This window comes from Micromonospora sp. L5, from assembly GCF_000177655.2.
Classification (GTDB): domain Bacteria; phylum Actinomycetota; class Actinomycetes; order Mycobacteriales; family Micromonosporaceae; genus Micromonospora; species Micromonospora aurantiaca.
Genome location: NC_014815.1, coordinates 280,573 through 306,805 on the forward strand (window position 1 = coordinate 280,573; position 26,233 = coordinate 306,805).

General features: G+C 73.0%; 23 protein-coding genes. 15 read left to right on the forward strand and 8 right to left on the reverse strand.

Annotated features, from left to right (window positions below; genetic code table 11):
* Nucleotides 1-12 precede the first annotated feature (12 nt).
* On the forward strand, nt 13-1,227 hold the full coding sequence (locus tag ML5_RS01450; RefSeq protein ID WP_013473498.1) for a benzoate/H(+) symporter BenE family transporter: 1,215 nt from the start codon (nt 13-15) through the stop codon (nt 1,225-1,227).
* 7 nt (nt 1,228-1,234) lie between these two features.
* Here the strand turns inward: ML5_RS01450 and ML5_RS01455 are convergent, their stop codons facing one another.
* The 5 genes from ML5_RS01455 to ML5_RS01475 all read right to left on the reverse strand — a co-directional run bounded on the left by ML5_RS01455 (nt 1,235) and on the right by ML5_RS01475 (nt 4,015).
* Nucleotides 1,235-2,020 (reverse strand): DUF3800 domain-containing protein, encoded by a 786-nt coding sequence (locus tag ML5_RS01455; RefSeq protein ID WP_013473499.1) that lies wholly within the window; start codon nt 2,018-2,020, stop codon nt 1,235-1,237.
* Between the two features lie 79 nt (nt 2,021-2,099).
* A complete protein-coding gene (locus tag ML5_RS01460) occupies nt 2,100-2,465 on the reverse strand; it encodes a hypothetical protein (protein WP_013283516.1) in 366 nt (121 codons plus the stop codon).
* 29 nt (nt 2,466-2,494) lie between these two features.
* Nucleotides 2,495-2,743: a hypothetical protein gene (locus ML5_RS01465; protein WP_013283517.1), complete on the reverse strand. Its 249-nt coding sequence runs from the start codon at nt 2,741-2,743 to the stop codon at nt 2,495-2,497.
* Nucleotides 2,744-2,820: 77 nt separating this feature from the next.
* The gene (gene mscL, locus ML5_RS01470; RefSeq protein WP_013473500.1) at nt 2,821-3,291 is read right to left on the reverse strand and encodes a large conductance mechanosensitive channel protein MscL; all 471 of its coding nucleotides are present in this window, start codon (nt 3,289-3,291) and stop codon (nt 2,821-2,823) included.
* Between the two features lie 40 nt (nt 3,292-3,331).
* A complete protein-coding gene (locus tag ML5_RS01475) occupies nt 3,332-4,015 on the reverse strand; it encodes a FadR/GntR family transcriptional regulator (protein ID WP_013473501.1) in 684 nt (227 codons plus the stop codon).
* A gap of 49 nt (nt 4,016-4,064) precedes the next feature.
* Here ML5_RS01475 and ML5_RS01480 point away from each other — a divergent pair, with 49 nt between their 5' ends.
* The gene (locus tag ML5_RS01480; RefSeq protein ID WP_013283520.1) at nt 4,065-5,333 is read left to right on the forward strand and encodes an MFS transporter; all 1,269 of its coding nucleotides are present in this window, start codon (nt 4,065-4,067) and stop codon (nt 5,331-5,333) included.
* A 10-nt stretch (nt 5,334-5,343) separates the two neighbouring features.
* Here the strand turns inward: ML5_RS01480 and ML5_RS01485 are convergent, their stop codons facing one another.
* The gene (locus ML5_RS01485) at nt 5,344-5,700 is read right to left on the reverse strand and encodes an STAS domain-containing protein (RefSeq protein ID WP_013473502.1); all 357 of its coding nucleotides are present in this window, start codon (nt 5,698-5,700) and stop codon (nt 5,344-5,346) included.
* Nucleotides 5,701-5,859: 159 nt separating this feature from the next.
* Between ML5_RS01485 and ML5_RS01490 the strand changes: the two genes are divergently transcribed.
* The 10 genes from ML5_RS01490 (at nt 5,860) to ML5_RS01535 (ending at nt 14,876) form a co-directional block, all read left to right on the forward strand.
* On the forward strand, nt 5,860-6,720 hold the full coding sequence (locus tag ML5_RS01490; protein WP_013473503.1) for an STAS domain-containing protein: 861 nt from the start codon (nt 5,860-5,862) through the stop codon (nt 6,718-6,720).
* Nucleotides 6,720-7,130 carry an STAS domain-containing protein gene (locus tag ML5_RS01495; protein ID WP_013473504.1) on the forward strand — a complete coding sequence of 137 codons (411 nt, stop codon included), beginning with the start codon at nt 6,720-6,722 and terminating at the stop codon, nt 7,128-7,130. The genes ML5_RS01490 and ML5_RS01495 overlap by 1 nt, the downstream gene beginning before the upstream one ends.
* Nucleotides 7,127-7,546, forward strand: a complete 420-nt coding sequence (locus ML5_RS01500; protein WP_013283524.1) for an ATP-binding protein — start codon at nt 7,127-7,129, stop codon at nt 7,544-7,546. The genes ML5_RS01495 and ML5_RS01500 overlap by 4 nt, the downstream gene beginning before the upstream one ends.
* Nucleotides 7,543-8,556 carry a SpoIIE family protein phosphatase gene (locus tag ML5_RS01505; RefSeq protein ID WP_013473505.1) on the forward strand — a complete coding sequence of 338 codons (1,014 nt, stop codon included), beginning with the start codon at nt 7,543-7,545 and terminating at the stop codon, nt 8,554-8,556. Before ML5_RS01500 ends, ML5_RS01505 begins: the two co-directional genes overlap by 4 nt.
* Entirely contained in the window at nt 8,553-9,899 is a 1,347-nt protein-coding gene (locus tag ML5_RS01510) for a sensor histidine kinase (RefSeq protein WP_013283526.1), read from the forward strand. Before ML5_RS01505 ends, ML5_RS01510 begins: the two co-directional genes overlap by 4 nt.
* A gap of 2 nt (nt 9,900-9,901) precedes the next feature.
* The gene (locus ML5_RS01515) at nt 9,902-11,440 is read left to right on the forward strand and encodes a SpoIIE family protein phosphatase (RefSeq protein ID WP_013473506.1); all 1,539 of its coding nucleotides are present in this window, start codon (nt 9,902-9,904) and stop codon (nt 11,438-11,440) included.
* Nucleotides 11,441-11,494: 54 nt separating this feature from the next.
* Nucleotides 11,495-12,061: a TIGR03086 family metal-binding protein gene (locus tag ML5_RS01520; protein WP_013473507.1), complete on the forward strand. Its 567-nt coding sequence runs from the start codon at nt 11,495-11,497 to the stop codon at nt 12,059-12,061.
* Between the two features lie 72 nt (nt 12,062-12,133).
* Nucleotides 12,134-12,670: a PadR family transcriptional regulator gene (locus tag ML5_RS01525; protein ID WP_013473508.1), complete on the forward strand. Its 537-nt coding sequence runs from the start codon at nt 12,134-12,136 to the stop codon at nt 12,668-12,670.
* Nucleotides 12,667-13,368: an ABC transporter ATP-binding protein gene (locus tag ML5_RS01530; protein ID WP_013283530.1), complete on the forward strand. Its 702-nt coding sequence runs from the start codon at nt 12,667-12,669 to the stop codon at nt 13,366-13,368. The genes ML5_RS01525 and ML5_RS01530 overlap by 4 nt, the downstream gene beginning before the upstream one ends.
* Complete coding sequence (locus tag ML5_RS01535) at nt 13,365-14,876, forward strand: FtsX-like permease family protein (RefSeq protein WP_013473509.1); 1,512 nt, start codon at nt 13,365-13,367, stop codon at nt 14,874-14,876. The genes ML5_RS01530 and ML5_RS01535 overlap by 4 nt, the downstream gene beginning before the upstream one ends.
* 84 nt (nt 14,877-14,960) lie before the next feature.
* Here ML5_RS01535 and ML5_RS01540 read toward each other — a convergent pair whose 3' ends face one another.
* Nucleotides 14,961-17,054, reverse strand: a complete 2,094-nt coding sequence (locus ML5_RS01540; protein ID WP_013473510.1) for a S9 family peptidase — start codon at nt 17,052-17,054, stop codon at nt 14,961-14,963.
* Nucleotides 17,055-17,154: 100 nt separating this feature from the next.
* On the opposite strand from ML5_RS01540, the gene ML5_RS31130 reads away from it, so the two are divergent.
* Entirely contained in the window at nt 17,155-18,630 is a 1,476-nt protein-coding gene (locus tag ML5_RS31130; RefSeq protein WP_049800088.1) for an FAD-binding oxidoreductase, read from the forward strand.
* A 451-nt stretch (nt 18,631-19,081) separates the two neighbouring features.
* Here ML5_RS31130 and ML5_RS01555 read toward each other — a convergent pair whose 3' ends face one another.
* Nucleotides 19,082-21,142 carry a SpoIIE family protein phosphatase gene (locus tag ML5_RS01555; RefSeq protein ID WP_013473512.1) on the reverse strand — a complete coding sequence of 687 codons (2,061 nt, stop codon included), beginning with the start codon at nt 21,140-21,142 and terminating at the stop codon, nt 19,082-19,084.
* Nucleotides 21,143-21,312: 170 nt separating this feature from the next.
* On the opposite strand from ML5_RS01555, the gene ML5_RS01560 reads away from it, so the two are divergent.
* On the forward strand, nt 21,313-25,677 hold the full coding sequence (locus ML5_RS01560) for a HAMP domain-containing protein (protein ID WP_013473513.1): 4,365 nt from the start codon (nt 21,313-21,315) through the stop codon (nt 25,675-25,677).
* The gene (locus ML5_RS01565; protein ID WP_013473514.1) at nt 25,674-26,231 is read left to right on the forward strand and encodes a two-component system response regulator; all 558 of its coding nucleotides are present in this window, start codon (nt 25,674-25,676) and stop codon (nt 26,229-26,231) included. The genes ML5_RS01560 and ML5_RS01565 overlap by 4 nt, the downstream gene beginning before the upstream one ends.
* The last annotated feature ends 2 nt before the right edge of the window (nt 26,232-26,233 follow it).

The window sequence follows — 26,233 nt, forward strand, 5'->3', positions numbered from 1 at the left end:
GAGGAGGAGAGCATGGGCGGTCGGCTCCAGCCCGTCCTGGCCGGCGTGGTGACCGCTCTGGTCGGCTTCGCCAGCTCGTTCACAGTCGTCCTGGCCGGGCTGCGCGCGGTCGGCGCCGATCCGGACCAGGCCGCTTCCGGCCTGCTCGCGCTCTGCGTCGCCAGCGGCGCCTGCGCGGTCTGGCTCGGCCTGCGGCACCGGCTGCCGCTGTCGATCGCCTGGTCCACGCCGGGTGCGGCGCTGCTCGTGGCCACCGGACCGGTCGCCGGCGGCTGGCCCGCAGCGGTCGGCGCCTTCCTGCTCGCCGGGCTGCTGATCGTCGCGGCCGGGCTGATCCCCGCGCTCGGCCGTGCGGTCGCCGCGATCCCCGCCCCGATCGCCTCCGCCATGCTCGCCGGGGTGCTGCTGCCGCTGTGTACGGCCCCGGTACGCGCCCTGGTCGAGGTGCCCCGGCTCGCCGGGCCGGTGGTGCTGGTCTGGCTGCTGCTGCACCGGTTCGCCCGCCGCTGGGCGGTACCGGGCGCGCTCGCCGTGGCGGTGGTCGCGATCGCCCTGACCACCTCCGGGCCGGCCCGGCTGGACGTCGCACCGGTCGTCGCGTTCACCGCGCCGTCCTGGACGCTGCCCGCAGTCGTCGGGCTCGCGCTGCCGCTGTTCCTGGTCACCATGGCCGCCCAGAACGTGCCCGGAACCGCGGTGCTCGCCGGGTACGGCTACCGGGCCCCGCTGGGCTCGGCGTTGCGGGTGACAGGCCTCGCCACCGCCCTCGGCGCCCCGGCGGGCGGCCACGCGGTGAACCTGGCCGCGATCACCGCGGCCCTGGCCGCCGGCCCGGACGCCCACCCGGACCCGGAGCGGCGCTGGATCGCCTCGGTCACCGCCGGGATCGGCCTGGCCCTGCTCGGCCTGGGCGCCGGCGTGGCCACCGCCCTGGTGCTGCTCTCCCCGCCGGTGCTGGTCGAGGCCGTCGCCGGGCTCGCCCTGCTCGGCGCGCTCGCCGGGGCCGTCGCGGCGGCGGTCGCCCAGCCGGACGCGCGGGAGGCAGCAGTGGTGACGTTCGTGGTCACCGCCTCCGGGGTGAGCCTGCTCGGGGTGGGTGGCGCGTTCTGGGGACTGGTCGCGGGCTGGCTGATGCTGCTGCTGTTCCGCCGCCGGGCGGTCGCATCCCCGCCGGTCGAGCCGCCCCGGACCGAATCCGCCCCGACGCTTTCCGGCCGGACCGGGTGACGAACTGTTAACCTGGAGTGCGCAGGAGGCCCGTCAGGGTTCCCGCAACCGCCTTAGGGCCCGCTTTCAGGCGGGCCCTTCGTGCGTCGGCCGCCCGGTCGGATGCCAGCACCACGAGTGGTATCGGCGCGGCTCGACCCAGGACCACAGCCGCGTGTTCGTCGTCGCCTCCCGAGGATCCGCGCCCGCCCCGCTCGCCATCCTGCGGAACAGGAAGGTGACCAGGTCGACGGCCTGCACCCAGCCGGGAGGCGTGCGACGGGGCGAAGTGCAGGGTGTCCACGATCCGGCTGAGCCGCCGGGAACGGTAGCCCCCGGTTCCGTCGACCCGGTAACGGGTCAGGCCCGAGCGGTGGCTTGCGGGGTTGTCGACCTCGTCCGCGATCACCAGGGCCAGTTCGTCCCGCATCGCCGCGTATCCGTCCACCCGTTCCAGAAGGTGTGACAGCACCACCTCGTGAGCGGGGCGGGTGAGCCCGTAGCGCCGGGTGAGGCCGTGCCGGTCGACGCCGCGCAGGATGACTGTGACGTCGTACGTGCCGATCGCCTTGAGCGCCGCGTTGTAGACGGCGATCCGGGCGCGTGGCGGCACCCTCGCCCAGGCCGTCCGCCCCTGGAACAGGTCGTACCCGTGGAGTTCGGCGGCTCGGTCGATGCCGTACGCCTTGGCCGCGTCCGTCATCACCTCGTCGAGCGCGGTGCTGAGCGGGATGGCCACGGCCTCCGGGACCAGAAGCGCGCCGATCCAGTACCAGCGATCGGTGTACGACTCGTCCACATAGGTCAGGAGCACCCGACGAGCGTAGGCCGCTTTCCGGGCGTGGCCGCCTCGACGCGCAGGGCCGTCGAATCGGCGCATTCGACCCCGGGTGTCACTCCTCGGCGGGCAGCTCCGCGGCCGGGACGGTGAGGCGTACCGCGCCGTCGCCCACCGCGGCGATCCGGTCGGCCAGCACGTAGACCGCGCCGGTGCGGACCAGCTCGGTGGAGACCTTGAGGTAGCCGTCGCGGAGCAGCCGGGCGGCCAGGTCGGCCGGTACGTCGGGCTCCTCGGCCGCCGCCGACTCGATCAGCTCGTCCAGGCTGCTGCCCGGGTCGACCGGGGCGGGCGCCTGCACGGTCACCGCGGCCGGGTCGCCGCGCTGCACGAGATCGACTGTGCCCACCTCGACGCCTGCGGAGTCGACCACCCGCATGCCGGTGGTGACCCGGGAGACGGTGTCCTGCTGCTGGCTCATGCAGAAGCGGTTCCCGGGGCGCGCGGGAGCTAAACGGAGGGGGCCCAGCCGCCCGGCGGGCGGGGGGACAGCTCGCGCCAGGTGTCGGTGCCGTCCAGCAGCGCCCGGATCGTCTCCTCGGCCTCCTCGACGCTGGCGTGCTCGTAGAAGCGGGAGATCCCCTCGGCACCGCCGGCCCGCTGCTCGACGTGCCAGCGGTCGCCGTCCACCCGGAGGAAGACGTCACGCCGGGCGAGGCGTCCCCATTTCCCGTTCCACCAGTGCCTACGCTGCTCCATGCCCGGACTCTATCGAACATGTGTTCGATGCACGTCGGCCCCCGCGAGATCGTCGCGGGGGCCGATCGGCTATGGCGTCAGCGCGGCGCGGGCGGCTCCTGCCGGCGGCCGAGCACGTCGTCCAGGGCGCTGCGCTGGCCGGGCGTGCCGTGGTTGCCGGCGAGCAGCGCGTCCCGGATCTCGGTGAGCAGCTTGACCTCCTCGCTGGGGGCCGAGGGCGGCGGCTCCTCGCCGCGCTTGCGCCGCTCGGCGAGCCTGTTCATCGGGTAGACGACGAGGAAGTAGAGCGCCGCCGCGGTGAGCACGAACGTGATCGCCGCGTTGACGAAGGCCACCCAGTCGAACGGGATGCCCCGGAACTTCGGGGTCGAGCCGCTGAGGCCGTCCTCGCTGCCGGTGATCAGCGCGATGAACACGCGTACCAGCGGTTCCAGGAACGACTTGGTGAGCTGGGTGACCACGCCGGTGAACGCGGCGCCGATGACGACACCGACCGCCAGGTCGACGACGTTGCCGCGCATGATGAAGTCTTTGAAACCCTTGAGCATCCGTACTCCCGTGCCCTGATGAGTCTGCGTCGGAGACAACCTATGCCCCGGCGGGCCCTTCGAGAAAAGCACCGGCTTCGATCGCCGCCCGCTGCGGGTCGCCGGCCCGGATCGCCTCGACCAGCCGGCTGTGGTCCACGTACCGCTCCGGAGTGAGCGCCTCGCCCATCGCCTGGGCCACCGTGCTGCGCAGTGCGGCGCCGACCGAGGCGTACAGCTCGGCGAGCATGGCGTTGTGCGCGGCCGCCACCACGACCGTGTGCAGCGCGGCGTCCGCCTCCACGAACTCGTCCACCCGGCCGCCGCGCCACGCGGCCTCGCGGGCCGCGAGCGCGCCGTCGAGCGCCGCCAGGTCCTCGGGGGTACGCCTCAGCGCAGCGAGCCGGGCGGCCTCCACCTCGAACGCGCGCCGGACCTCGATCACCTCGGTCATCCGGTCGTCGGTGAGCCGGCGGGCCACCACCGGCGCCAGCTCGTCGGTCGACACCACGTAGGTGCCGGAGCCCTGCCGGCACTCCAGCACCCCGGCGTGCACGAGCGCGCGGACCGCCTCGCGGACCGTGTTCCGCCCCACGCCGAGCGCGGCGACCAGTTGCGGCTCGGTGGGGATGCGCCCGCCCACCGCCCACTCGCCGCCGAGGATCCGCTCCCGGAGCTGCTCGATCGTCTGCCGGACCCGGTGACCGCGCGGAGGCACGGCGACGGAATCCACGGCGGGTGTCACCGGTTACACCTCGTGCCGAAATTCATCCCATGATTGTAGGTTCGAGGTCATGACTCCGCCACCTGCGCCCGCCGCGACAGTGCCCGCCCCCGGCGTCACACCCGCGGCGGGCCCCGCCCCGGCGGCCGGCCCGGTCCGGGGCGGTCTGCTCGTGCTCGCCGGGATGCTGCTCGTCGCGCTGAACCTGCGGGCCGCGGTGACCAGCCTCGGCGCCCTGCTCGACGAGATCCGGGTCGGTCTGGGGCTCTCCGGCGCGATGGCCGGCCTGGTCACCACGCTGCCCACCATCGCGTTCGCCGGACTCGGCGCGCTCACCCCGTGGCTGGTCCGCCGCTGGGCCGCGCCCCGGGTGCTGGTGGTGGCCATGGTGGCGCTCACCGTCGGGCAGGTGCTGCGCGCGGTCACCGGCTCGGCGGCGGTCTTCGTGCTCACCAGCGCGCTCGCGCTGGCCGGCATCGCGGTGGCGAACATCCTGCTGCCGATGCTCGTCAAGCAGCACTTCCCGCACCGCACCGGACTGGTCACCGGGGCGTACACGATGGCCCTGACTGTGGGCACGACGGTGGCCGCCGCCTCCGCCGTGCCGGTCGCGCACGCGTTCGGCTCCTGGCGGGCCGGACTCGGCATCTGGGCCGGGCTGGCCGCGCTGGCCGTACTCCCGTGGGTGCCGCTGGCGCTGCGCGCCCGCGCCGCGCGACGGGCCGCGCCCCCGGCGGTGGCGGTCGCCGCCCCGGCCCGCGTGCAGCCGGGGCGGACCCGGCTCGGCTGGGCCATGGCGGTCTACTTCGGGGCGCAGTCGCTCAGCGGGTACGCGATCATGGGCTGGCTGGCCCAGCTCTTCCGGGACGCCGGATACCGGCCGGAGACGGCCGGGCTGCTGCTCGCCGGGGTGACCGCGCTGGGCGTGCCGGTGGCGCTGATGATGCCGGCGCTCGCCGGACGGCTGGCCACGCTCCGCCCGCTGGTGCTGTCGCTGACCGTGTTCTCCGCCGCCGCGTACGCCGGTCTGGCGCTCGCCCCGCACGGCCTGGCGCCGCTGTGGGTGCTGCTGCTGGCGCTCGGCCAGGGCGCGTTCCCGCTCATCCTGACCACGATCGGGCTGCGCGCCCGGACCGCCGAGGGCACCGTGGCGCTGTCCGCGTTCGCGCAGAGCACCGGGTACGTGATCGCGGCGCTCGGGCCGCTGCTGGTGGGCATCCTCTACGAGGCGACAGGCGGCTGGACCGCCCCGATCGGCTTCCTGCTGGTGGCGCTGGCCGTGCAGACGGCGGCGGGCATGGTGATCGCCCGTCCCCGCTACATCGAGGACGAGCGCTGAGCGGGATCGGTCAGGAGGAGGCCGGGTTAGGATCGCCCGCGACGGCCTGCTCGACCGTCGGGTACGTGTGCAGCACCTCGACCAGGCCGCTGACCTCGAGGATGCGCAGCACGCCGCGCTGCGGGGCGGCCAGCCGGACCACGCCGCCCGCCTCGTCGCAGTTGTTCTTCGCCCGGACGAACACCGACAGGCCGGTGGAGTCGCAGAACGACACCTCGGCCAGGTCGAAGACGAGGCGACTGCGCCCCTTGTCCAGCAGATCCGTGATCTGGTCCTGGAGCTGCGGTGCCGTGGCCATGTCGAGCTCGCCCGCGACCGACACGACGACCACGTCGCCGCGCTGTTCCGTGTGCACCGTCAAGGACATTCGTCGACCTCCTGTGTTCGGGGGAAACGGTATCCCACGATGGGCGCGCCGCGCAGAACGGGAGCGGTCACGGGTGCGGTCGATCATTCTTTGCTCCGTGACAAGTAGCGCCCGGGCCTCCGGTGATAGAGTCCGCCCGTCCAAATCAGGGAGGTCACCATGGCGTTGAGCGCCGAACAGGGTGGTCGGCTCGCCCACCTGCTCAGTCAGCACGCGGACCGGTTGACCAACCGCTGGACGGAGATCGTCGGCAGTTCGCTGCGCGGCCGCCTGAGCCGGGCCGAGCTGGCTCGCCAGGTGCAGGAGTTGCACCGCGCGCTGGTCGACGCCGGCCGGCAGGGCGTCTCCGACCTGGCCGACGAGCACGGCGGTGAGCTGCGGGCGGTGCTGTCCGAGCTGTCCACCAACCGGGCCCGCCAGGGATTCTCCGCCACCGAGACCGCGATCAGCGTGTTCGCGCTCAAGGACGCCCTGCTGGAGCTGATGGAGGAGGAGAAGGGCGACGACACCCTGCGCGACTTCGTCGCCTTCTCCGCGCTCGTCGACCAGATGGGCCTGTTCACGTTCGAGACGTTCGTCCGGGCCCGCGAGAGCCTGATCGCCGATCAGGCGGAGCAGCTGCTGGAGCTGTCCACCCCGGTGGTGAAGCTCTGGGAGGGCGTGGTCGCCGTCCCGCTGGTCGGGACGCTGGACTCGGCCCGTGCCCAGGTGGTGATGGAGCGGCTGCTGCAGACGCTCGTCGACACCGGCTCGCCGTACGCGATCATCGACATCACCGGCGTACCGGCGGTGGACACGCAGGTCGCGCAGCACATCCTCAAGACCGTGGTGGCCGCCCGGCTGATGGGCGCCGACTGCATCATCTCCGGCATCCGCCCGCAGATCGCCCAGACGATCGTGGCCCTCGGTATCGAGTTCGGTGACATCGCCACCAAGGCGAGCCTCGCCGACGCGCTGCGCCACGTGCTGCGCCTGACCGGGGTCGAGACCACCGCTCGCCGCCCGCGCCGGGAGTCCTGATGGAACGGGTGCCGATCCTCAAGATCGGCGACATCCTGCTGGTCTCCATCCAGGTCGACATGTCCGACCAGACGGCGGTCCAGTTGCAGGAGGACCTGGCCGAGCGGATCGTCGCCACCGGCTGCCACGGCGTGATCATCGACATCACGGCACTGGACATCGTCGACTCCTTCGTCGGCCGGATGCTGTCCACCATCGCGTCCATCTCGAAAGTGCTGGACGCCGAGACGGTGGTGGTCGGCATGCGCCCGGCCGTCGCCATCACGCTCGTCGAGCTGGGGCTGTCGCTCAACGGCATCCGTACCGCGCTGAACGTCGAGCGCGGCATGGAGCTGATCGCGGCCAGCCGCGCCGACGAGTGGGACGCGGCGGCCGACGACGAGGACACCGAGACGACGGCGACGGCATGACCACGGGCGTCGACCTGGGTGTGCCGGCGACCCAGGCGATCCGCAGCGACGAGGACGTGGTGCGGGTCCGGCAGTTGGCGCGTACCACAGCCGTCGCGGTCCGCCTCTCCCTGGTGGACCAGACGAAGCTCGTCACCGCCGCCAGCGAGCTGGCCCGCAACACGCTGATCTACGGTGGCGGGGGCAGCGCCGAGGTGAGCACCGTGTCCGACGGCCGCCGGCGCGGCGTGCGGATCGTCTTCGCCGACGAGGGCCCGGGCATCCCCGACCTCGACCTGGCGCTCACCGACGGCTACACCACCGGCGGCGGGCTGGGCCTGGGACTGAGCGGCGCCCGCCGGCTCGTCGACGACTTCGACATCCGGACGGCTGTCGGCGAGGGGACGCGGATCACCGTCACCAAGTGGTCGCGATGATCGCCGACGTGGTGCCCGACCACGGCATCTGGTTCCGGGTCGACACCGGCGCGACCGCCGGCAGCGTACGCCGGGCGGCCGAGCGTCTCGGCCGGCAGCTCGAACTGAGCGCGGCGCGCGTCGCGGACCTGGCCATCGTCACCGCCGAGATCACCAGCAACCTGGTCAAGCACGCCCGCGAGGGCACGCTCCTGATGCGTCCGGCACGCCGGGGCGGGCGGGCCGGCGTGGAGCTGGTCGCGATCGACTCCGGCCCCGGCATGGCCGACCTCACGCTCTCCTCCGCCGACGGCCACTCCACCGCCGGCACGCTCGGCATCGGGCTCGGCGCGATCACCCGGCAGTCGAGCCGGTTCGACGGCTACTCGTCGCCGGGGCGGGGCACGGTCCTGGTCGTCCAGGTCTGGGACGCCGCACCGCCGGAGCCGGACTGGGCGGGCGGGCTGGCCCGGCCGATCACCGGCGAGCAGACGAGCGGCGACGGGTACGCGGTCCGCCAGGTCGACGGCCGGCGGCAGGTGCTGGTCTCCGACGGGCTGGGCCACGGGCCGCTCGCCGCCGCCGCCACAGGTGCCGCCGTGTCCGCGTTCCGTTCGGCGCCGGACGGGCCGCCGGACGTCGTGGTGCGGCACCTGCACGCCGCCATCTCGCACACCCGGGGCGCCGCGCTCGCGGTGGCCGAACCGGATCCGGCCGCCGGAGTGCTGCGCTACGCCGGGCTGGGCAACATCGCCGCGATGATCGTCGCGCCGGGCGAGCGGCGGCGCGGGCTGGTCTCGCTGCCGGGCATCGCCGGGCACCAGCGTCCGGCGATCCGCGGGTACGACTACCCCTTCTCGCGCGACGCCACCCTGGTCATGCACAGTGACGGAGTGGTGGACCGCTGGGATCTGGACGACTATCCCGGGCTCGCCGGCCGCAACCCGCTGCTGGCCGCCGCGACCCTGCTGCGCGACGCCGGTGTCCGCCGTGACGACGCCTGCGTCCTGGTGGCCCGGGGGGCGGCATGACCGAGCCCCTCCTGCACCTCGCGCTCCGGGTGGAGCAGGACATCTTCCTGGTCCGGCAGCGTGGCCGGGAGGTGGCCGCGGCGGTCGGGCTGGAACATCAGGACCAGGTACGGATCGCCACCGCGCTCAGCGAGGTGGCCCGGGAACTGTTGCACGGGGCCGACGGCGCGGACGTGACGTTCGCCCTCGACCGGGACGCGGTCGGCCGCCGGGTCCTCCAGGTGGACCTGTCGCCGCTGCGTCCGCTCCCCGGTGGACGGTACGAGCCGCAGTCCGGCGCCGTCGCGCGTCTGGTGGACACGTTGCGGGTGGTGGCCGTCGAGGGCGATACCGTCGTGAGGATGTCCCGACGAGTGCCCGACCACGCCGAGGAGCTGACGGCCGAGCGCGCCGCCGAGCTCCGCGCCGAGCTGGCCGAGCGCGCGCCGGGTTCCGCGCTGGACGAGTTGGCCGCCCAGAACGCGCAGCTCATCGCCGCCCTCGACGAGGTACGCAGCCAGCGCGACGAGCTGGCGGTGCTGAACTCCGAACTCCAGGAGACCAACCACGGAGTGATGGCGCTCTACAACCAGCTCACCGAGGAGCTGGAGGAGACCAACCGCGGTGTGGTGGCGCTCTACGCCGAACTGGACGAGAAGTCCGCCCAGCTGCGGGCCGCGAGCGAGTCGAAGAGCCGGTTCCTGGCGAACGTCAGCCACGAGCTGCGCGCCCCGGTCACCGCGATCATCGGCCTGGCCCGGCTGCTCGCCGACTCCGCCTCCGACCCGCTCACCGGCGAGCAGGCCCGTCAGGTGGGGCTGATCCGCTCCTCGGCGGGCGACCTGCTGGGGCTGGTCAACGAGCTGCTCGACCTGGCCAAGGCGGAGTCGGGCCGGATCGAGCCGGACTGGTCCGACGTCGATCTGCGCGCCGTGTTCGGGCAGTTGCGCGGCACGCTGCGGGCGCTCGCCGCGCGCCCCGAGGTGGAGCTGGTGGTCGAGGAACCGCCGGCCCCGGCCACTGTGCGCTCGGACGAGGTGCTGCTCGCCCAGGTGCTGCGCAACCTGCTGCACAACGGACTGAAGTTCACCGAACGCGGCGAGGTACGCCTGCGCGCCGAGCGCCGCGGCGGCCAGTGGACGCTGTCGGTCACCGACACCGGCGTGGGCATCCCGCCGGAGCTGCACGAACGGGTCTTCGAGGAGTTCTACCAGGTGCCCGGCACGACCCGGGTCGGTGGCACCGGGCTCGGCCTGCCGTACGCGCGCCGGCTGATCACGCTGCTCGGCGGGACGCTGGAGCTGACCAGCGAACCCGGCCGGGGCAGCACGTTCACAGTGGTCCTCCCCGCGGGCGGAGCGTGACGGTGGACGGCGGGCCGGTGACCGTGCTTGTGGTCGACGACAGCGGCCCCAAGCGATACCTGCTGGTCAACTGGCTGACCCGGGCCGGCTTCGTCACCGTCGAGGCCGAGAACGGCACGGCGGCGCTGGAGCGGGTGGACCGGGAACACATCGACCTCGTGGTGCTCGACGTCCGTCTGCCGGACATGAGCGGCTTCGAGGTGTGCGAGCGGATCAAGGAGGCGCACCCGTCGATCCCGGTTATCCACGTCTCCGCGCACGCGGTCGACGTGGTCGACCGGGCGCAGGGTCTCACCCGGGGCGCGGACGCCTACCTGGCCGAGCCGATCGAGCCGGAGGAACTGGTCGCCACCGCCCACGCGGTGCTGCGCTACTACCAGGCCCGGCGGCGGGCCGAGCAGCTCGCCGAACGGCTCGCCGCGCTCGCCGACGCCACTGTGGAGATGCACGCGACGCCGAACTTCGTCCGGCTGCTGGAGGCCGCCGCGAGCGGCGCGGCGCGGATCTTCAATGCCCCGGCGGCGGTGGTCGCCGAGACGTTCGACGGGGACTGCCTGGCGGGCGTGGCGGCCGACCCGCACACACCGGCCACCATCGTGCCGTGGGTGGTGGACGACACCGGAGTGCCGATCGGCACCCGGGTACGCGTCGACGAGCCGGCCAACTGGGCGCTGGCCGGCTGGCCGGACGGCGACACCGTGACCGTCGCCGCCTCCCGGCTGCGCGAGGACCGGGCCCCGCTCTACGTGGTGGTGCCGACCGCCACCCAGACCGTACGCACGCCGGTGCTGGTGCAGCTCGCCCAGGCGGTCGCCTCGGCGGTCGAGGCGCAGCGGTCCTTCGACGAGGAGCACCGGATCGCTGTGACGTTGCAGCGCAGCCTGCTGCCGCAGCGGCTGCCCGACGTCGTCGGCCTGGACCTGGCCGTCCGGTACGAGCCGGCGAGCGCGCAGACCGAGGTGGGCGGCGACTTCTACGAGCTGGTGATGCTCGACGGCCACCTGCTCGTGGCGATCGGTGACGTGGCCGGGCACTCGCTGCACGCCGCCACGGTGATGGCCGAGCTGCGGCACGCGGTACGGGCGTACGCGGTCGAGGGGCACCAGCCGGGCGTGATCCTGGACCGGGTCAACGAGCTGATGCGCAACCTGCTGCCGACCGAGCTGGCCACCATCTGCGTGCTGCTGCTCCACCCGCCGACCGGGCTGGTCCGGCTGGCCAGCGCCGGGCACCTGCCGGCGTTGCTCAGCCGGGACGGGAGGGTCGAGTTCGTGACGCAGTCCGCGCCCCTGCTCGGCGTACGCGCGCCGCGCCCGCCGGACCTGGAGTTCGTGCTGCCCGCCGGGGCCACGCTCGTGCTCTACACCGACGGGCTGATCGAACGGCGGGACGCCACGATCGACGACGGCATGGCGGCGCTCGGCGTGGCCGCCACCCGGGTGGACGACGACCTGGACGATTTCTGCCGGCGGCTGCTCGTCGAGCTGGCGCCGCCGGAGATCCACGACGACGTCGCTGTGGTAGCGGTCCGTCGCCGCTGATCCCCTGGTCCTGAGAAGTGGGGCCGATCGACGCCGTCCTCATACGCTGGCCCGATGAATACCAAGACCAGTGAACTGCTCGCCGTCGCGGCGCCGCGTACGGCCGCTGTGGTGCGCGGCATCTCCGACGACCAGCTCGTGCTGCCCACCCCCTGCCCGGACTACACAGTGCGCGACCTGCTGGGCCACCTGTTCGACGTGGTGGTCAACTTCCAGGCGCTGGCCCGCCGGGAGGAGGTCGACTGGTCCGGCAAGACCGACCACCTGACCGACGGCTGGCGGGACCGGTTCGCGACCGAGGCGGCCCGGCTGACCGAGGCGTGGTCCGACCCGGCGACGCAGGAGGGGGTCTCCCCCGGCATGGGACTGCCGCAGGAGACGGTCGGCATGATGGCCCTGATCGACCTCACCGTCCACGGATGGGACCTGGCGCGGGCCACCGGCCAGGAGCTGACCGTGGACCCGGCAGTGGTGGCCGCGGGGCACGAGTTCATGGACCGGATGGGCGACACGGGGCAGAAGATGGGCGCGTTCGGCCCGCCGGTGCCCACCGGCGCGGCACCGGACAGCATGGACGCGCTGCTCGGCCGGGCCGGGCGCGACCCGGCCTGGACCCGCTGAACCGAACGGCCCGCGTGGTGCGCCGCGCGGGCCGTTCTTGACACCACTATTCGCTCAGCGAATAGTAGGGCCGTGTCCACGTCGCACGTCCTGCTCGGGCTGCTCGCCGCCGGCCCGCGCCACGGCTACGAGCTGAAGCGCGCGCACGACGAGCGGCTGCCCCGCGCCCGGCCGCTCGCCTTCGGGCAGGTCTACGCGACACTGGCCCGCCTGTGCCGCGACGGCCTCGTGGCCACGGCCGGGCAGACCCGCGAGAGCGGACCGGACCGCACCTCGTACGCGCTCACCGAGGACGGGCGGGCGGCGCTGGACCACTGGCTCGCCACCGTCGAGCCGCCGATGCCGTACGTGGCCAGCACGCTCTTCGCCAAGGTGGTGGTCGCGCTCCTGGTGGCCGACGTCGACCAGGCCCGCGTCTACCTGATCGCGCAGCGGCAGGCGCACACGCAACGCCTGCGCGAACTGACCGCGCTGAAGACGGCCCCCGGCGCCCGCCTCGACGAGGTGGTCGCCGCCGACTTCGCCATCGCCCACCTCGACGCCGATCTCCGGTGGCTGCACACCACCCTCGACCGGGTCGCCGACTGGCACCGGGAGGTGCGCACGTGACGTTCCTGCAAGCGCGCGGAGTGGTCCGCGCCTACGGTCACAACCCCGCGCTGCGCGGTGTGACGCTCGACGTGGCCGAAGGCGAGATCGTCGCGGTCACCGGCCCGAGCGGCTGCGGCAAGTCCACGCTGCTGCACTGTCTCGCCGGCATCCTGCGCCCTGACGCCGGTCAGGTCACCTGGCGCGGGGAACGGATCGACACGTGGTCGGAGGCGGCCCGCTCGCGGCTGCGCCGTACCGAATTCGGGGTGCTGTTCCAGTTCGGCCAGCTCGTCGCCGAGCTGACCGCCGCGGAGAACGTCGCGCTCCCGCTGTTGCTCGCCGGCACGGGGCGGCGAGCGGCGCGGACGGCGGCGCTCTCCTGGCTGGACCGGCTCGGCGTGGCCGACGTCGCCGACGCCCGGCCCGGTGAGATGTCCGGCGGGCAGCAGCAACGCTGCGCGCTGTCCCGGGCGCTCGTCACCGAACCACGGGTGATCTTCGCCGACGAGCCGACCGGCGCGCTCGACACGCTGGCCGGCGAGCAGGTGCTCACCCAACTGGTCCGGCTGGCCCGCGAGCAGCGCACCACAGTCGTGCTGGTGACGCACGAGCCGCGCATCGCCGCGTACGCGGACCGGGAGGTCAGCCTGCGCGACGGCATGGTCGACCACACCGGGCTCGGGCTCGACCCGGCGCTGCCGGGCGGGTCGCGGTGAGGCCGGGGACGCTGCTGCGTCTCGTGCTGGCGGGCACCCGCACCGACATCGCACGGGTGGTGCTCACGGCGGTGAGCGCCGCGCTCGCGACGCTGGCCGGGCTGGCCGCGCTGACCGTGCTGTCGGTGGTGAAGCCGTCCGGCGACGAAGGGCTCAACTCCGACCAGTACACCAACGCCCTGCTGCGGGAACCCGGTCTGCGCCCCGGCGTGGCGTTCGCGTTGCTGCTGCTCTGCGTACCGGTCCTGGGGCTGGCCGGGCAGTGCGCCCGCCTCGGCGCGCCGGGCCGGGACCGGCGGCTGGCCGCGTTCCGGCTGGCCGGTGCCACCCCCGGGCAGGTCACCCGGGTCGCGGTCGCCGAGACCGGCGTGGCGAGCCTGCTCGGCACCCTCGTCGGCCTGGCCGTCTTCCTGGCCGGGTGCCGGCTGCTGCACCGGCCCGACGCGGACGGGCGGCTGCCGCTGCCCACCGACGTGCACCCGGCCCCGGTGGCGGTGGCAGCCGTCGTGCTCGGCCTGCCGCTGGTCGCCGCGCTGGTGAGCGCGTTGCTGCTGCGGCGGGTCGCCACCACCCCGTTCGGCGTCGTACGCAAGGTCCGCACCCGGGCGCCCTGGCCGTGGCCGGGCGTGCTCATCCTCGCCGCGCTGGCGATGTTCGCCGCGATCCGCCCGCTCCTGCTCTGGTACGAACGGCGTGGCGCCGTGGCCCCCGACTGGCTGGTGCCGACATTGCTCGTCGTCGGCGGGCTGACCGCGATGATCGGCGTGGTGTCGGGCACCGGCTGGATCTCGTACCGGACCGGCCGGCTGCTGCACCGGCACGGACGCGGCCCGGCCGCCCTGCTCGCCGCCCGCCGGCTGGCCGCCGACCCGTGGGCCGGCAGCCGCACCTTCGCCGCGTTGCTGGCCGCGCTGATCTTCGGCGCCGGTGCCGCAGGGCTGCGTGCCGACTTCCAGGCCGAGGCCGAGGTGACCCGCCGCACCGGCTCCGGAATGGCCGACCCGGGCTTCTACCTCGGCGCGATGGACCTGGTCGACCTCGCGGTCCTGGTGGCGATGGCGATCGCCGGCGGTGGGCTGCTCGTGGCGGTGGTCGAGGGGATCACCAGCCGGCGACGGGCGTACGCGGCGCAGGTGGCGACCGGCGTGCCACGGGCCACCATCGGCCGGTCGCTGCTCTGGGCCGCGCTCGCCCCCGCCGTACCCGCGATCGGGCTCGCGTTGACGGTCGGCTACCTGCTGGTCCGGGGCGTCATGCCGGCACCGAGCAACGGCGGCTTCACGCGGACGATCTGCGACGCCGGCTCGGAACTGTGCGGCGATCCGGCCACCGCGGCGCGGTACACCCGTACCGAATGGGTGCCGAAGACGACAGTTCCGCCGGACGTACCGTGGGATCAGCTGGCCTGGCTCGCGGCGGGCGGGCTGGCGGCGGTGCTGTGCACGGTCGTGGCCGGCCTGCTGTTCCTGCGCACCGCGACGTCGGTGGAGGAGCTGCGCGCGGGCTGAGCGGTCAGCGGCCGAGCAGGCCCCCGTGTAAGGAAGGGCCCCTTATTAACAGACGTCTGTTAATAAGGGGCCCTTCCTTACACCTCAGGCGCGGCCGACGCGGTCGAGGATCCAGGCGTTGACGAACGCCTCCTCGCGCCAGGAGTCGTACCGGCCGCTCGGGCCGCCGTGGCCCGCGCCCATCTCGGTCTTGAGCAGGTAGTCGCCGGCCGGCGCGAGCGACCGCAGCCGGGCGATCCACTTGGCCGGCTCGTGATAGAGCACGCGCGTGTCGTTGAGGCTGGTCACCGCCAAGATCGCCGGGTATTCGACGGTGGCCACGTTCTCGTACGGCGTGTACGACTTCATGTACGCGTAGACCTCGGGGTCGTCGAGCGGGTTGCCCCACTCCTCCCACTCGGTGACGGTCAGCGGCAGCGACGGGTCGAGGATCGAGGTGAGCGCGTCCACGAACGGCACCTGCGCGACGATGCCGGTGAACGCGTCCGGGGCGAGGTTCGCCACCGCGCCCATCAGCAGGCCACCGGCCGAGGCGCCCCGGGCGACCAGCCGGTCGCTCGCCGTCCAGCCCGCCTTCACGAGGTGCCGGGCACAGGCCACGAAGTCGGTGAACGTGTTCTTCTTGGCCAGCAGCTTGCCCTCGTCGTACCAGCGCCGGCCCAGCTCACCGCCGCCCCGGATGTGCGCCACCGCGAAGATCACGCCGCGGTCGAGCAGGCTCAGCCGGGCGATCGAGAACCACGGGTCCATGCTCGCCTCGTACGACCCGTAGCCGTAGATGACGGCGGGCGCCGAGCCGTCGCGCGGGGTGTCGCGGCGGCAGACGAGCGAGATCGGTACGCGGGTGCCGTCGTCGGCGAGCGCCCAGTCCCGGTGCTGCTCGTAGTCGGCCGGGTCGTACGCCCGCCCGTCCGGCCCGGGGCGGACCGGCTTCTGCCGGCGCAGCGTCAGCTCCCGGGTGACCAGGTCGTAGTCGTAGACCGAGTCGGGGGTGACGAGCGAGGTGTAGCGCAGCCGCACCTCGCTCGTGCGGTACTCGGGGTTGGCGTCCAGCCCGACGCTGTAGATCGGCTCGGGGAAGTCGATGTCCCAGCTGTCGTCGGTGCCCACCGGCAGCACCCGCAGGCCGGTCAGGCCGTTGGTGCGCAGCGACACCACGAGGTGGTTCTCGAACGCGTCGACCGCCTCCAGCCGGGTGCCAGGGGTGTGCGGGATCAGCGGCTCCCACTCGCCCGGCGAGTCCGCCGAGGTGTACGCCAGCGCGAAGTCCTCCGCGCCGTCGTTGTGCAGGATCAGGAAGCGGTGGCCGTGGTGCTCCACCGCGTACTCGATGCCCTGACGCCGCGGGGCCACGACGGCGGGCTCGCCGGTCGGGTTGGACGCCGGGATCACCCACACCTCGCTGGTGATCTTGCTGTGGATGTCGATGACCACGAAACGCTCGGAGCGGGTCAGCTCGACGCCGACCCAGAACCGCTCGTCGTCCTCCTGGTAGACCACCACGTCCTCGGTGGACGCCGTGCCGACGGCGTGCCGCCACACCCGGTTCGGCCGCCACGCCTCGTCCACAGTCACGTAGAACAGCGTGGACGCGTCGCTGGACCAGGCCGTGCCGTAGAACGTGTCCGGTACCTCGTCCGGCAGCGACTCGCCGGTGGTCAGATCCTTGATCCGCAGCGTGAAGCGCTCGTCGCCGGAGAAGTCGGTGGAGTAGGCCAGCCAGCGCCCGTCCGGGCTGACGTCGAACGCGCCGAGCGAGAAGAAGTCGTGCCCCTCGGCGATCTGGTTGCCGTCGAGCAGCACCTCCTCGCCGTCGAGCGGGGCGCCGTCCGCGCTGACCGGGGGCGCCGTCTCGCCCGGCCGGACCGCGCGCCGGCAGTGCACGCCGTACTGCTGGCCCTCGACCGTGCGGGTGTAGTACCAGTAGCCGTCCTTGCGGGTCGGCACCGACAGGTCCGTCTCCTGGGTGCGCCGGCGCGTCTCCTCGAACAGCTCCGCGCGCAGGCCGGCCAGGTGGGCGGTGCGCGCCTCGGTGTACGCGTTCTCGGCGTCCAGATACGCGATCGTGTCCGGGTCGTCCTTGGCGGCGAGCCAGGCGTACTCGTCGAGGACTGTGTCACCGTGATGAAGGCGCTCGGTCGGGACGCGCTTGGCGACGGGCGGTGGGGTTTCGGTCACGGCGCCACGTTACCGGTCGGCGGGCCGCCGCCGGGCTCGCCCGCCGACCGAATCCGGCGACTCGCCGCCAGGTCTTTCGAACATGTGTACGATAACCGCCATGGCGGATGCGGCACGTTCCACCGACCGACTCGAAGCCCTCGACATCACCCGGAAGCTGGCCGCGATCTGCGGCACCCCGTTCGCCCGCTTCGCCGGCCCGGCCGACGAGGTGGCCGGCCGTACCGCCCGATGGGTGGCCGTGCCGGGCGGCCCACACGCCGCGGCGGAGGTGTTGCGGCTGGCCGCGGCGCACGACCTGACAGTGGTGCCGCGCGGCGCCGGCACGAAGATCGACTGGGGCGCCGCGCCGGCGCAGGTGGACATCATGCTCGACACCGGCCGCCTCGCCGGGGTCTGGCACGAGCCGCGCGACGCGGCGGTGGCCGAGATCGGCGCCGGTACGCCGCTGCGCGCCGTCCAGGCCACGCTCGCGCGCACCAACCGGCGGCTGCCGGTCGACGCGCCCTCGCCGGGCGCGACGCTCGGCGGGGTGCTCGCCGCCGACGAGTCCGGTCCGCTGCGTCACCGGCACGGCAGCCCGTGCGCCCAGCTCGTCGGGGTGCGTTACCTCGACGCCGACGGCGAGTTGGTGAGCGTAGGCGAGTCCGGCACGGAGGCGCTCGGCCGGGCCACCCCTGGCAGCGGCGGTGGCCGGGCGAGTGGACGCGGTCCGGCGGGCGGTGCCGGCGGCGATCCGGGTCGCGGCGGCGGGGACGCGATACTCGGCCGGGGCGAGGTGCCCGGGCTGGACGTGGCCCGGCTGCTCTGCGGCTCGCAGGGCGGGCTCGGCGTGCTGGTCTCGGCCACCATGCGGGTGCACGCCGTGCCGGCCGGCCGGCTCTGGGTGTCCCGTCCGGTCTGGACACCGCTGGAGGTGCACGACCTGGTCCGTGCCGTACTGGCCGCGGGCGTCGATCCGGCCGCCGTCGAACTGGACCTGCCGGTGCCGGTGCCGCTGCCCCGGCGTCGCATTCCGCCGACGCACCCGTCGGTGGTCAACCGCCCCGACCATCCCGCCGTGACCGGACGACCCGCGGCGGGCAGCCTCGTGGTGCTGCTGGAGGGCGGCCCGGCCGACGTGACCGAGCGGGCCGAGCGGCTCACCGCCGTCCTCGGCGCCGAGGCGATCGTCAGCCACCACGCACCGGAATGGTGGGGGCGTTACCCGTTCGCGCCCGGCGACACGGCGCTGCGCATCGAGGTGCCCATCAACGACCTGCACGCGGCCGTCTACGCGCTGCGCGACGCCACCGGCGGCCCGGTGCCGGTACGCGGCTCGGCCGGCGCGGGCACCGTCCACGCCGCCCTGTCCGGCGCGCTGCCGCCCGAGCGGGTCGCCTCGATCCTCACCGCGGTTCGCAGCGTGCTGATCGCCCGACGGGGTCGGTGCGTGGTGGTGGCCGCGCCCGCGGCGGTACGCCGTGCCGTGGACCTCTGGGGCGAGCTGCCCACGTTGCCGAGACTGCGCAGCGCCAAGGCCCACCTGGATCCGCACCACCGCCTGGCCCCCGGCCGCCTCCCCGGCGGCCTCTGACCCACCTGCCCCGCCTGGCCCGGCCCTGTCCCCGCCGGCCCTCGCCCGGCCCGCCCCGCCCTCACTCGGTGATCAAGGAGTTTGTGTCAGATTTCGCGCCCTCCTGAGCCACAAACTCCTTGATCACCGCCGACGGGGCGGGCGGAGGCGTCACGAGGGGGGAGTTGAGGGCGAGACGGGGAGGGCTGGAGGGCTGCGCCGGGGAGCGAGCGCCACGACGGGCGGGCTCAACAGCCGCGACGGGGCGGGCTCAACAGCCATGACGGCGAGCTGAGCGCCGCGAACGACGGCTGAGGCGTCCGCGCGGAGGAGGGAGCGCTCGTTGACCATGAAGTTGGCGGGGAGGAATCGGGCGAAATGAGCGGCTAAGTTCATGATCGTCGAGGCGGACGCCGACGCCGGCGCCGACGCCGAACCCGGAGCGGACGCGGGGCGGGGCGGGGCGGGCGGGCTAGGGGGTGTCGTTCCGGAGGACCAGGATGGCTATGTCGTCGCGTGGGGGCTCGACCGAGAAGGCGATGGTGGCGGCGCGCAGCCGGGCGGCCACCACGTCGGCCGAGTACCCGGCCAGCGGCGCCGCCGACTCGCGCAGCCGGTCGGTGCCGAACAGCTCCCGTCCGCGCCGCCGCTCGGTGACCCCGTCGGTGTAGAAGATCAGCGCGTCGCCGGGCTTGAGCGTCAGCTCGGCGGTCGGCGTGGTGATCGTGTCGAGCAGGCCCAGCGCCGTACCGCCGGCGCCGACGAACGTCGCCCCTCCACCGCCGTGCAGCAGCACCGGGCGGTCGTGGCCGGCCAGGTGCAGCGAGACGTCGAGCTGGTCGCCGTCGCCGGGTGCGACAGCCGCCAGCGCCAGCGTGCAGTAGCGCCCGCCGCCACGCTCGACGAGCGTCTCGTTGAGCCGGCCGAGCACCTCGGGCAGCGGTTTGCCGTCGCCGACGAGCACCCGGATCACGTCCCGGACCAGCCCGGTCACGGCGGCGGCCTGTACGCCCTTGCCGGATACGTCGCCGACCACCACGAGCCAGCGGCCGTCCGGCAGCGGGAGCACGTCGTAGAAGTCGCCGCCGACTTCCGCGTCGTCGCCGGTCGGGACGTACTCGGCGGCGAAGCCGATGCCCTCGACCACCGGGAGCACCGGCGGCAGCAGCGACTGCTGGAGCGTCTGGGCGACCCGGCGGCGCTCGGCGTGGATGCGGGCGTTCTCGATGGCGAGGGCGGCGCGGCGGGCGACGTCCTCCAGCACCGACACCTCGTCCGGGTCGTGCCGCTGCCGCTGGTGCCGGCCCACGGCCAGGGTGCCGAGCCGCTGACCACGGGCGATCAACGGTACGGCGAAGCCCTCCATCGGTCCGCCGAGCGGCACCTGGGCGGCGTTGCGGGACGCCTCGCGCAGCCGGGACTGGATCGAGTCGGGGCCGGTCTCCTGGAGGATCCGGTGCAGTTGCGGCAGCATCGCCTCGTCGGCGTGGCTGGACGCGGCGAGGCGCAGCCGGCCCCACTCGTCGGTGGTGTGCACGGCGCACCACTGGCCGAGCCGGGGCACCACGAGCTGCGGGACGAGCGCCATGGTCAGTTCGACGTCCAGCGACTGGGCGAGCAGTTCACTGGCCTCGGCCAGGAACGTCAGCCAGGTGGAGCGGCGTACGTCGGCGCGGCGCAGCCGGTCGTTCTCCAGGTGCAGCGACAGCCGTTCGGCGGCCAGTACGGCGAGCGGCCGGGCGTACGCCGAGGGCGCCGCGTCCAGCTCCAGCTCACCGGAGTACGGCCGGTGCACGGCGAGCGGGACGCGCAGCAGCTCGTTGCCCTCGCGCGGCGGGCGGCCGTACCGGGCGAAGACCTGGGTGCCGAGTCCGTCGCCCCGGTCGAGCCGGACCGTGCCACCGGCGGCGCCGACCATCTCGGCGACCCGGGTCAGCAGTCCGGTGGCGAACTCGGGCAGTGGCTCGTCGGCGTACGAGTCGGGGGTGAGCTGCATCAACTCGCTCATGGCCGCGGCGCTCGGCGTACCGTCGCCGTTCCGGTCCGGTTCGGCGACGCGCAGCGGGCCGGCCGACGGCCGGGCGGACCCGCCGGGGCCGGGCCGGTCGAGGCGGAACCAGACGCCCTTGCCGGTGGGCAGGTACGTGGTGCCCCACCGGCTGGAGAAGTGGTCGACGAGCAGCAGGCCGCGCCCTCGGGCGGCGACCTCGGTGATGTCGGACGTGGTGTTGCGCACGCCCACGATCAGCTCGTCGACCGGGCCGGAGGCGAAGTCGGTGACGGTCACGGTGAGGCCGTTGCGGTCGGTGTCGACCTCGATGTCCAGTTCGGTACGCGCGTGTTCGACGGCGTTGGTGGTCAGCTCGGTGGTGAGCAGCAGCGCCTCGTTCAGCAGTTCGGGCAGCCGCGCTTCGAGCAGCATGGTGCGCACCAGCGCGCGGGCCGCGGCGGGGGTGCGGCGGTCGGCGGGGAGGCGGACCCGGCGGACGCGCTCGTCCGCGCCGCCGCTGGCCGGCCCTGCCTCCGCTGACACCTTCGTATCCTCCACCGCGCCCACCCCGGGTGCCAAGCGTCCCGGCGAACCCACCACCCGGGTTGATACCGCACGTGACGCGCGATCACACGCGGTGACCTCGACGGATCGCGCGGCACAATGATGGGATGGCCCGTGTGACCGCACGAGCCCGAGCGGAGCGAGGAACGATGGCCACGGTGAATCAGTCGCTGACCGCGGACCCGTCCGCGTCCGACCACGAGGTGCTCCTCGGTGAACTGGTCGAGGCGTTGCGCCGGGTGGGGCGCGGTGATCTCCGGGTGCGCCTGCCCCGGCGGGCTGGTCTGCCCGGTGAGGTCGCCGACGCCTTCAACGACGTGGTGTCGTTGCAGGAACGGCAGCACCTGGACCTGCGGCGGATCAGCCGGATCGTCGGCCGCGACGGGCGGCTCACCGAACGCCTGGACGACGAGGGCCTGGACGGCTCGTGGGCGGAGGGGCAGCGGGCGGTCAACTCGCTCATCGACGACCTGGGCCGCCCGACGACCGAGATCGCCCGGGTCATCGTGGCGGTGGCCGACGGCGACCTGTCCCAGCACATGGCGCTGGAGATCGACGGTCGTCCGCTGCGCGGTGAGTACCTGCGCATCGGCCGGACCGTGAACACGATGGTGGACCAGCTCTCGTCGTTCGCCGACGAGGTGACCCGGGTGGCCCGTGAGGTGGGCACCGAGGGCAAGCTGGGCGGCCAGGCCGACGTGCGCGGGGTGGCCGGCACCTGGAAGGACCTCACCGACTCGGTGAACACCATGGCGTCGAACCTCACCGGGCAGGTGCGGTCGATCTCCCAGGTGGCGACGGCCGTCGCGAAGGGCGACCTGTCGCAGAAGATCACGGTCGGGGCGCGCGGCGAGGTGGCCGAGCTGGCCGACACGATGAACTCGCTCACCGACACGCTGCGGCTGTTCGCCGAGCAGGTGACCCGGGTGGCCCGCGAGGTGGGCACCGAGGGCAAGCTGGGCGGCCAGGCCGAGGTGCCGGGCGTGGCGGGCACCTGGAAGGACCTGACCGACAACGTCAACTCGATGGCGTCGAACCTGACCGCGCAGGTGCGAAACATCGCCCAGGTGTCGACCGCCGTCGCCAAGGGTGACCTGTCGCAGAAGATCACGGTGGCCGCCCAGGGCGAGATCCTGGAGCTGAAGGACACCGTGAACACGATGGTGGACCAGCTCTCGTCGTTCGCCGACGAGGTCACGCGCGTGGCGCGCGAGGTGGGCATCGAGGGCAAGCTGGGTGGCCAGGCACAGGTGCGCGGCGTCTCCGGCACCTGGCGCGACCTCACCGAGAACGTCAACCAGCTCGCCGGCAACCTGACCAGCCAGGTCCGCAACATCTCCCAGGTCTCCACGGCCGTCGCCAAGGGCGACCTGGGTCAGAAGATCACAGTGGACGCGCAGGGCGAGATCCTGGAGCTGAAGAACACGGTCAACACGATGGTGGACCAGCTCTCGTCGTTCGCCGACGAGGTCACGCGCGTGGCGCGCGAGGTGGGTACCGAGGGCAAGCTGGGTGGTCAGGCCCAGGTCAAGGGCGTCTCGGGTACGTGGCGTGACCTGACCGACAACGTGAACTCGATGGCGTCGAACCTGACCAGTCAGGTGCGGAACATCGCGTCGGTCACCACCGCTGTGGCGAAGGGTGACCTGTCGCAGAAGATCACTGTGGACGCGCGGGGCGAGATCCTGGAGCTGAAGTCCACTGTCAACACGATGGTGGACCAGCTCTCGTCGTTCGCCGACGAGGTGACGCGGGTGGCGCGCGAAGTGGGCACCGAGGGCAAGCTGGGCGGCCAGGCGCAGGTGCGCGGTGTCGCCGGCACCTGGCGCGACCTGACCGACAACGTGAACTCGATGGCGTCGAACCTGACCGCGCAGGTGCGGAACATCGCGCAGGTGTCGACCGCCGTCGCCAAGGGTGACCTGTCGCAGAAGATCACAGTGGACGCCCGGGGCGAGATCCTGGAGCTGAAGTCCACCGTCAACACGATGGTCGACCAGCTCTCGTCGTTCGCCGACGAGGTCACGCGCGTGGCCCGTGAGGTGGGTACCGAGGGCAAGCTGGGTGGTCAGGCCCAGGTCAAGGGCGTCTCGGGTACGTGGCGTGACCTGACCGACAACGTGAACTCGATGGCGTCGAACCTGACCAGTCAGGTGCGGAACATCGCGTCGGTCACCACCGCCGTGGCGAACGGCGACCTGGGCCAGAAGATCACAGTCGACGCGCAGGGCGAGATCCTGGAGCTGAAGAACACCGTCAACACGATGGTCGACCAGCTCTCCTCGTTCGCCGACGAGGTCACCCGCGTGGCCCGTGAGGTGGGCACCGAGGGCAAGCTGGGTGGTCAGGCCCAGGTCAAGGGCGTCTCCGGTACGTGGCGCGACCTCACCGAGAACGTCAACCAGCTCGCCTCGACCCTGACCACGCAGTTGCGCGCCATCGCGCAGGTCTCCACGTCGGTGACCCGCGGCGACCTGACCCAGCGGATCAACGTGAAGGCGCAGGGCGAGGTCGCCGAGCTGAAGGACAACATCAACCAGATGATCGTCACCCTCAGGGAGACGACCAAGAAGAACGCCGAGCAGGGCTGGCTGGACTCGAACCTGGCCCGGATCGGCGGTCTGCTCCAGGGCCAGCGCGACCTGGGCGAGGTCTGCCGCATGATCATGCAGGAGGTGACCCCGCTGGTGGACGCGCAGCTCGGCGCGTTCTTCCTGGCGGACAGCTCCGAGGGCAGCATGCGGCTGCGGCTCACCGCCTCCTACGGGTACGTGGCACGCGGCCACGACGTCACGTTCGGCCCGGGTGAGGGGCTGGTCGGGCAGGCCGCCCTGTCGCGCCGGACGATCCGGGTCAAGGCGCAGCCGGACGGGCGCCTCGTCGTACGGTCCGGGCTGGCCGACACGCCCCCGGCCGACCTGGTGGTGCTGCCGGTCCAGTTCGAGGGCGAGCTGCTCGGTGTGATCGAGTTCGCCGGCGTGGCCACGTTCTCCGAGCTGCACCTGGCGTTCCTGGAGCGGCTGGTGCTCACCATCGGCGTCGCTGTCAACACCATCCAGGCCAACCGGCGTACGGAGGAGCTGCTGGCGCAGTCGCAGCGGCTGGCGCACGAGATGCAGGACCAGTCGGCCGAGTTGCAGCGCACCAACGCGGAGCTGGAGGACAAGGCGAAGCTCCTGTCCGAGCAGAAGGCCAACATCGAGACGCAGAACCGGGAGATCGAGCTGGCCCGCCTCGGCCTGGAGGAGAAGGCGCAGCAGCTCACCCGCGCGTCGGCGTACAAGTCGGAGTTCCTGGCGAACATGAGCCACGAGCTGCGTACGCCGCTGAACTCGCTGCTCCTGCTGGCCCGGCTGCTCGCCGAGAACCCGGAGCGCAACCTCAGCGCGAAGCAGATCGAGTTCGCCCGGACCATCCACGGGGCCGGGTCCGACCTGCTGTCGCTGATCGACGACATCCTCGACCTGTCCAAGATCGAGGCGGGCCGGATGGACGTGGAGCCCACCGAGATCCAGTTCGCCGAGATCCGCGGTTACGTGGAGCAGGCGTTCGCGCCGCAGGCCGAGGAGAAGGGCCTGGACTTCCAGGTACGGGTGAGCCAAGACCTGCCGCCCGCGCTGGTCACCGACGCCCAGCGGTTGCAGCAGATCCTGCGCAACCTGCTGTCCAACGCGGTGAAGTTCACCGACAACGGCGCCGTGACGCTGCGGATCGGCCCGGCGGCGGAGAACGCCGTCTTCGACGTGCCGGCGCTGACGAACGCGCAGCGGGTGATCGCGTTCACCGTGATCGACACCGGCATCGGGATCTCCGACGACAAGCTGTCGCTGATCTTCGAGGCGTTCCAGCAGGCGGACGGCACCACCAGCCGCCGCTACGGCGGCACCGGCCTCGGGCTGTCCATCAGCCGGGATCTGGCCCGCCTGCTCGGTGGCACGATCACCGTCTCGTCCGCGCCCGGTCAGGGTTCGACGTTCACTCTCTTCGTACCCGATGTGCTGGCGCCGGACGCGGTGGTGGCGCCGGCGCCACCGTCGCCGAGCCGCGCGGGCCTGCCGTCTTCGCTGCTCATGCCGATGGAGCTGCCGCAGCCGCAGGAGACGCCCGCGACCCGGCGCCTGGACGGCGTGACAGTGCTGATCATCGACGACGACGTGCGGAACGTGTTCGCGCTGACGTCCGCGTTGGAACTGCACGGGATGACCGTGTTGTACTCGGACAACGGGGCGGACGGCGTCCGCCAGCTCGCCGAGCACCCGGAGGTGGACATCGTCCTGATGGACGCCATGATGCCGGACCAGGACGGGTACGAGACGACCGCGCAGATCCGCCGCAACCACCGGTTCGCGGACCTGCCGATCGTCTTCCTGACCGCCAAGGCGATGCCCGGCGACCGGGAGTCGGCGCTCGGCGCCGGCGGCAGCGACTACATCACCAAGCCGGTGGACCTGGACGAGCTGATCGAACTGATGGCGTCCTGGATCGGCCGGAGCCGAGGCGAGGAGAACGCGTGACGCAGACGGCCAAGGCCCTGCTGGTGGACGACCGGCGGGAGAACCTGATGGCGCTGGAGGCGATCCTCCAGGGTCTCCCGGTGCAGTCGGTCGCGGTGGAGAGCGGCGAGGCGGCGCTCAAACAGCTCCTGGTGGACGACTTCGCGGTGATCCTGCTGGACGCCCAGATGCCGGACATGGACGGCTTCGAGACGGCCACCCACATCAAGCGGCGTGAGCGCACCCGGCACGTACCGATCATCTTCCTGACCGCCGCGGACAAGGACGCGCAGCTCGCGCTGCGCGGCTACGCGGCCGGCGCGGTCGACTACCTGACCAAGCCGTTCGATCCGTGGGTGCTGCGGGCGAAGGTGACCGTCTTCGTCGACCTGTGGGTGAAGACGCGGCAGCTCGCCGCCCAGTCGGACCTGGTGCGGGAGCGGGATCTCCAGTGGCGGCACCTGACCGACGCGGTGGACGAGGCGACAGCGCTGCTGCGCGCCGACGACGACCCGTCGGCCCGGGACCGCGCGGTGGAGCTGCTGGAGCAGGCGCGCTGGGGCAACACCCGCTGACG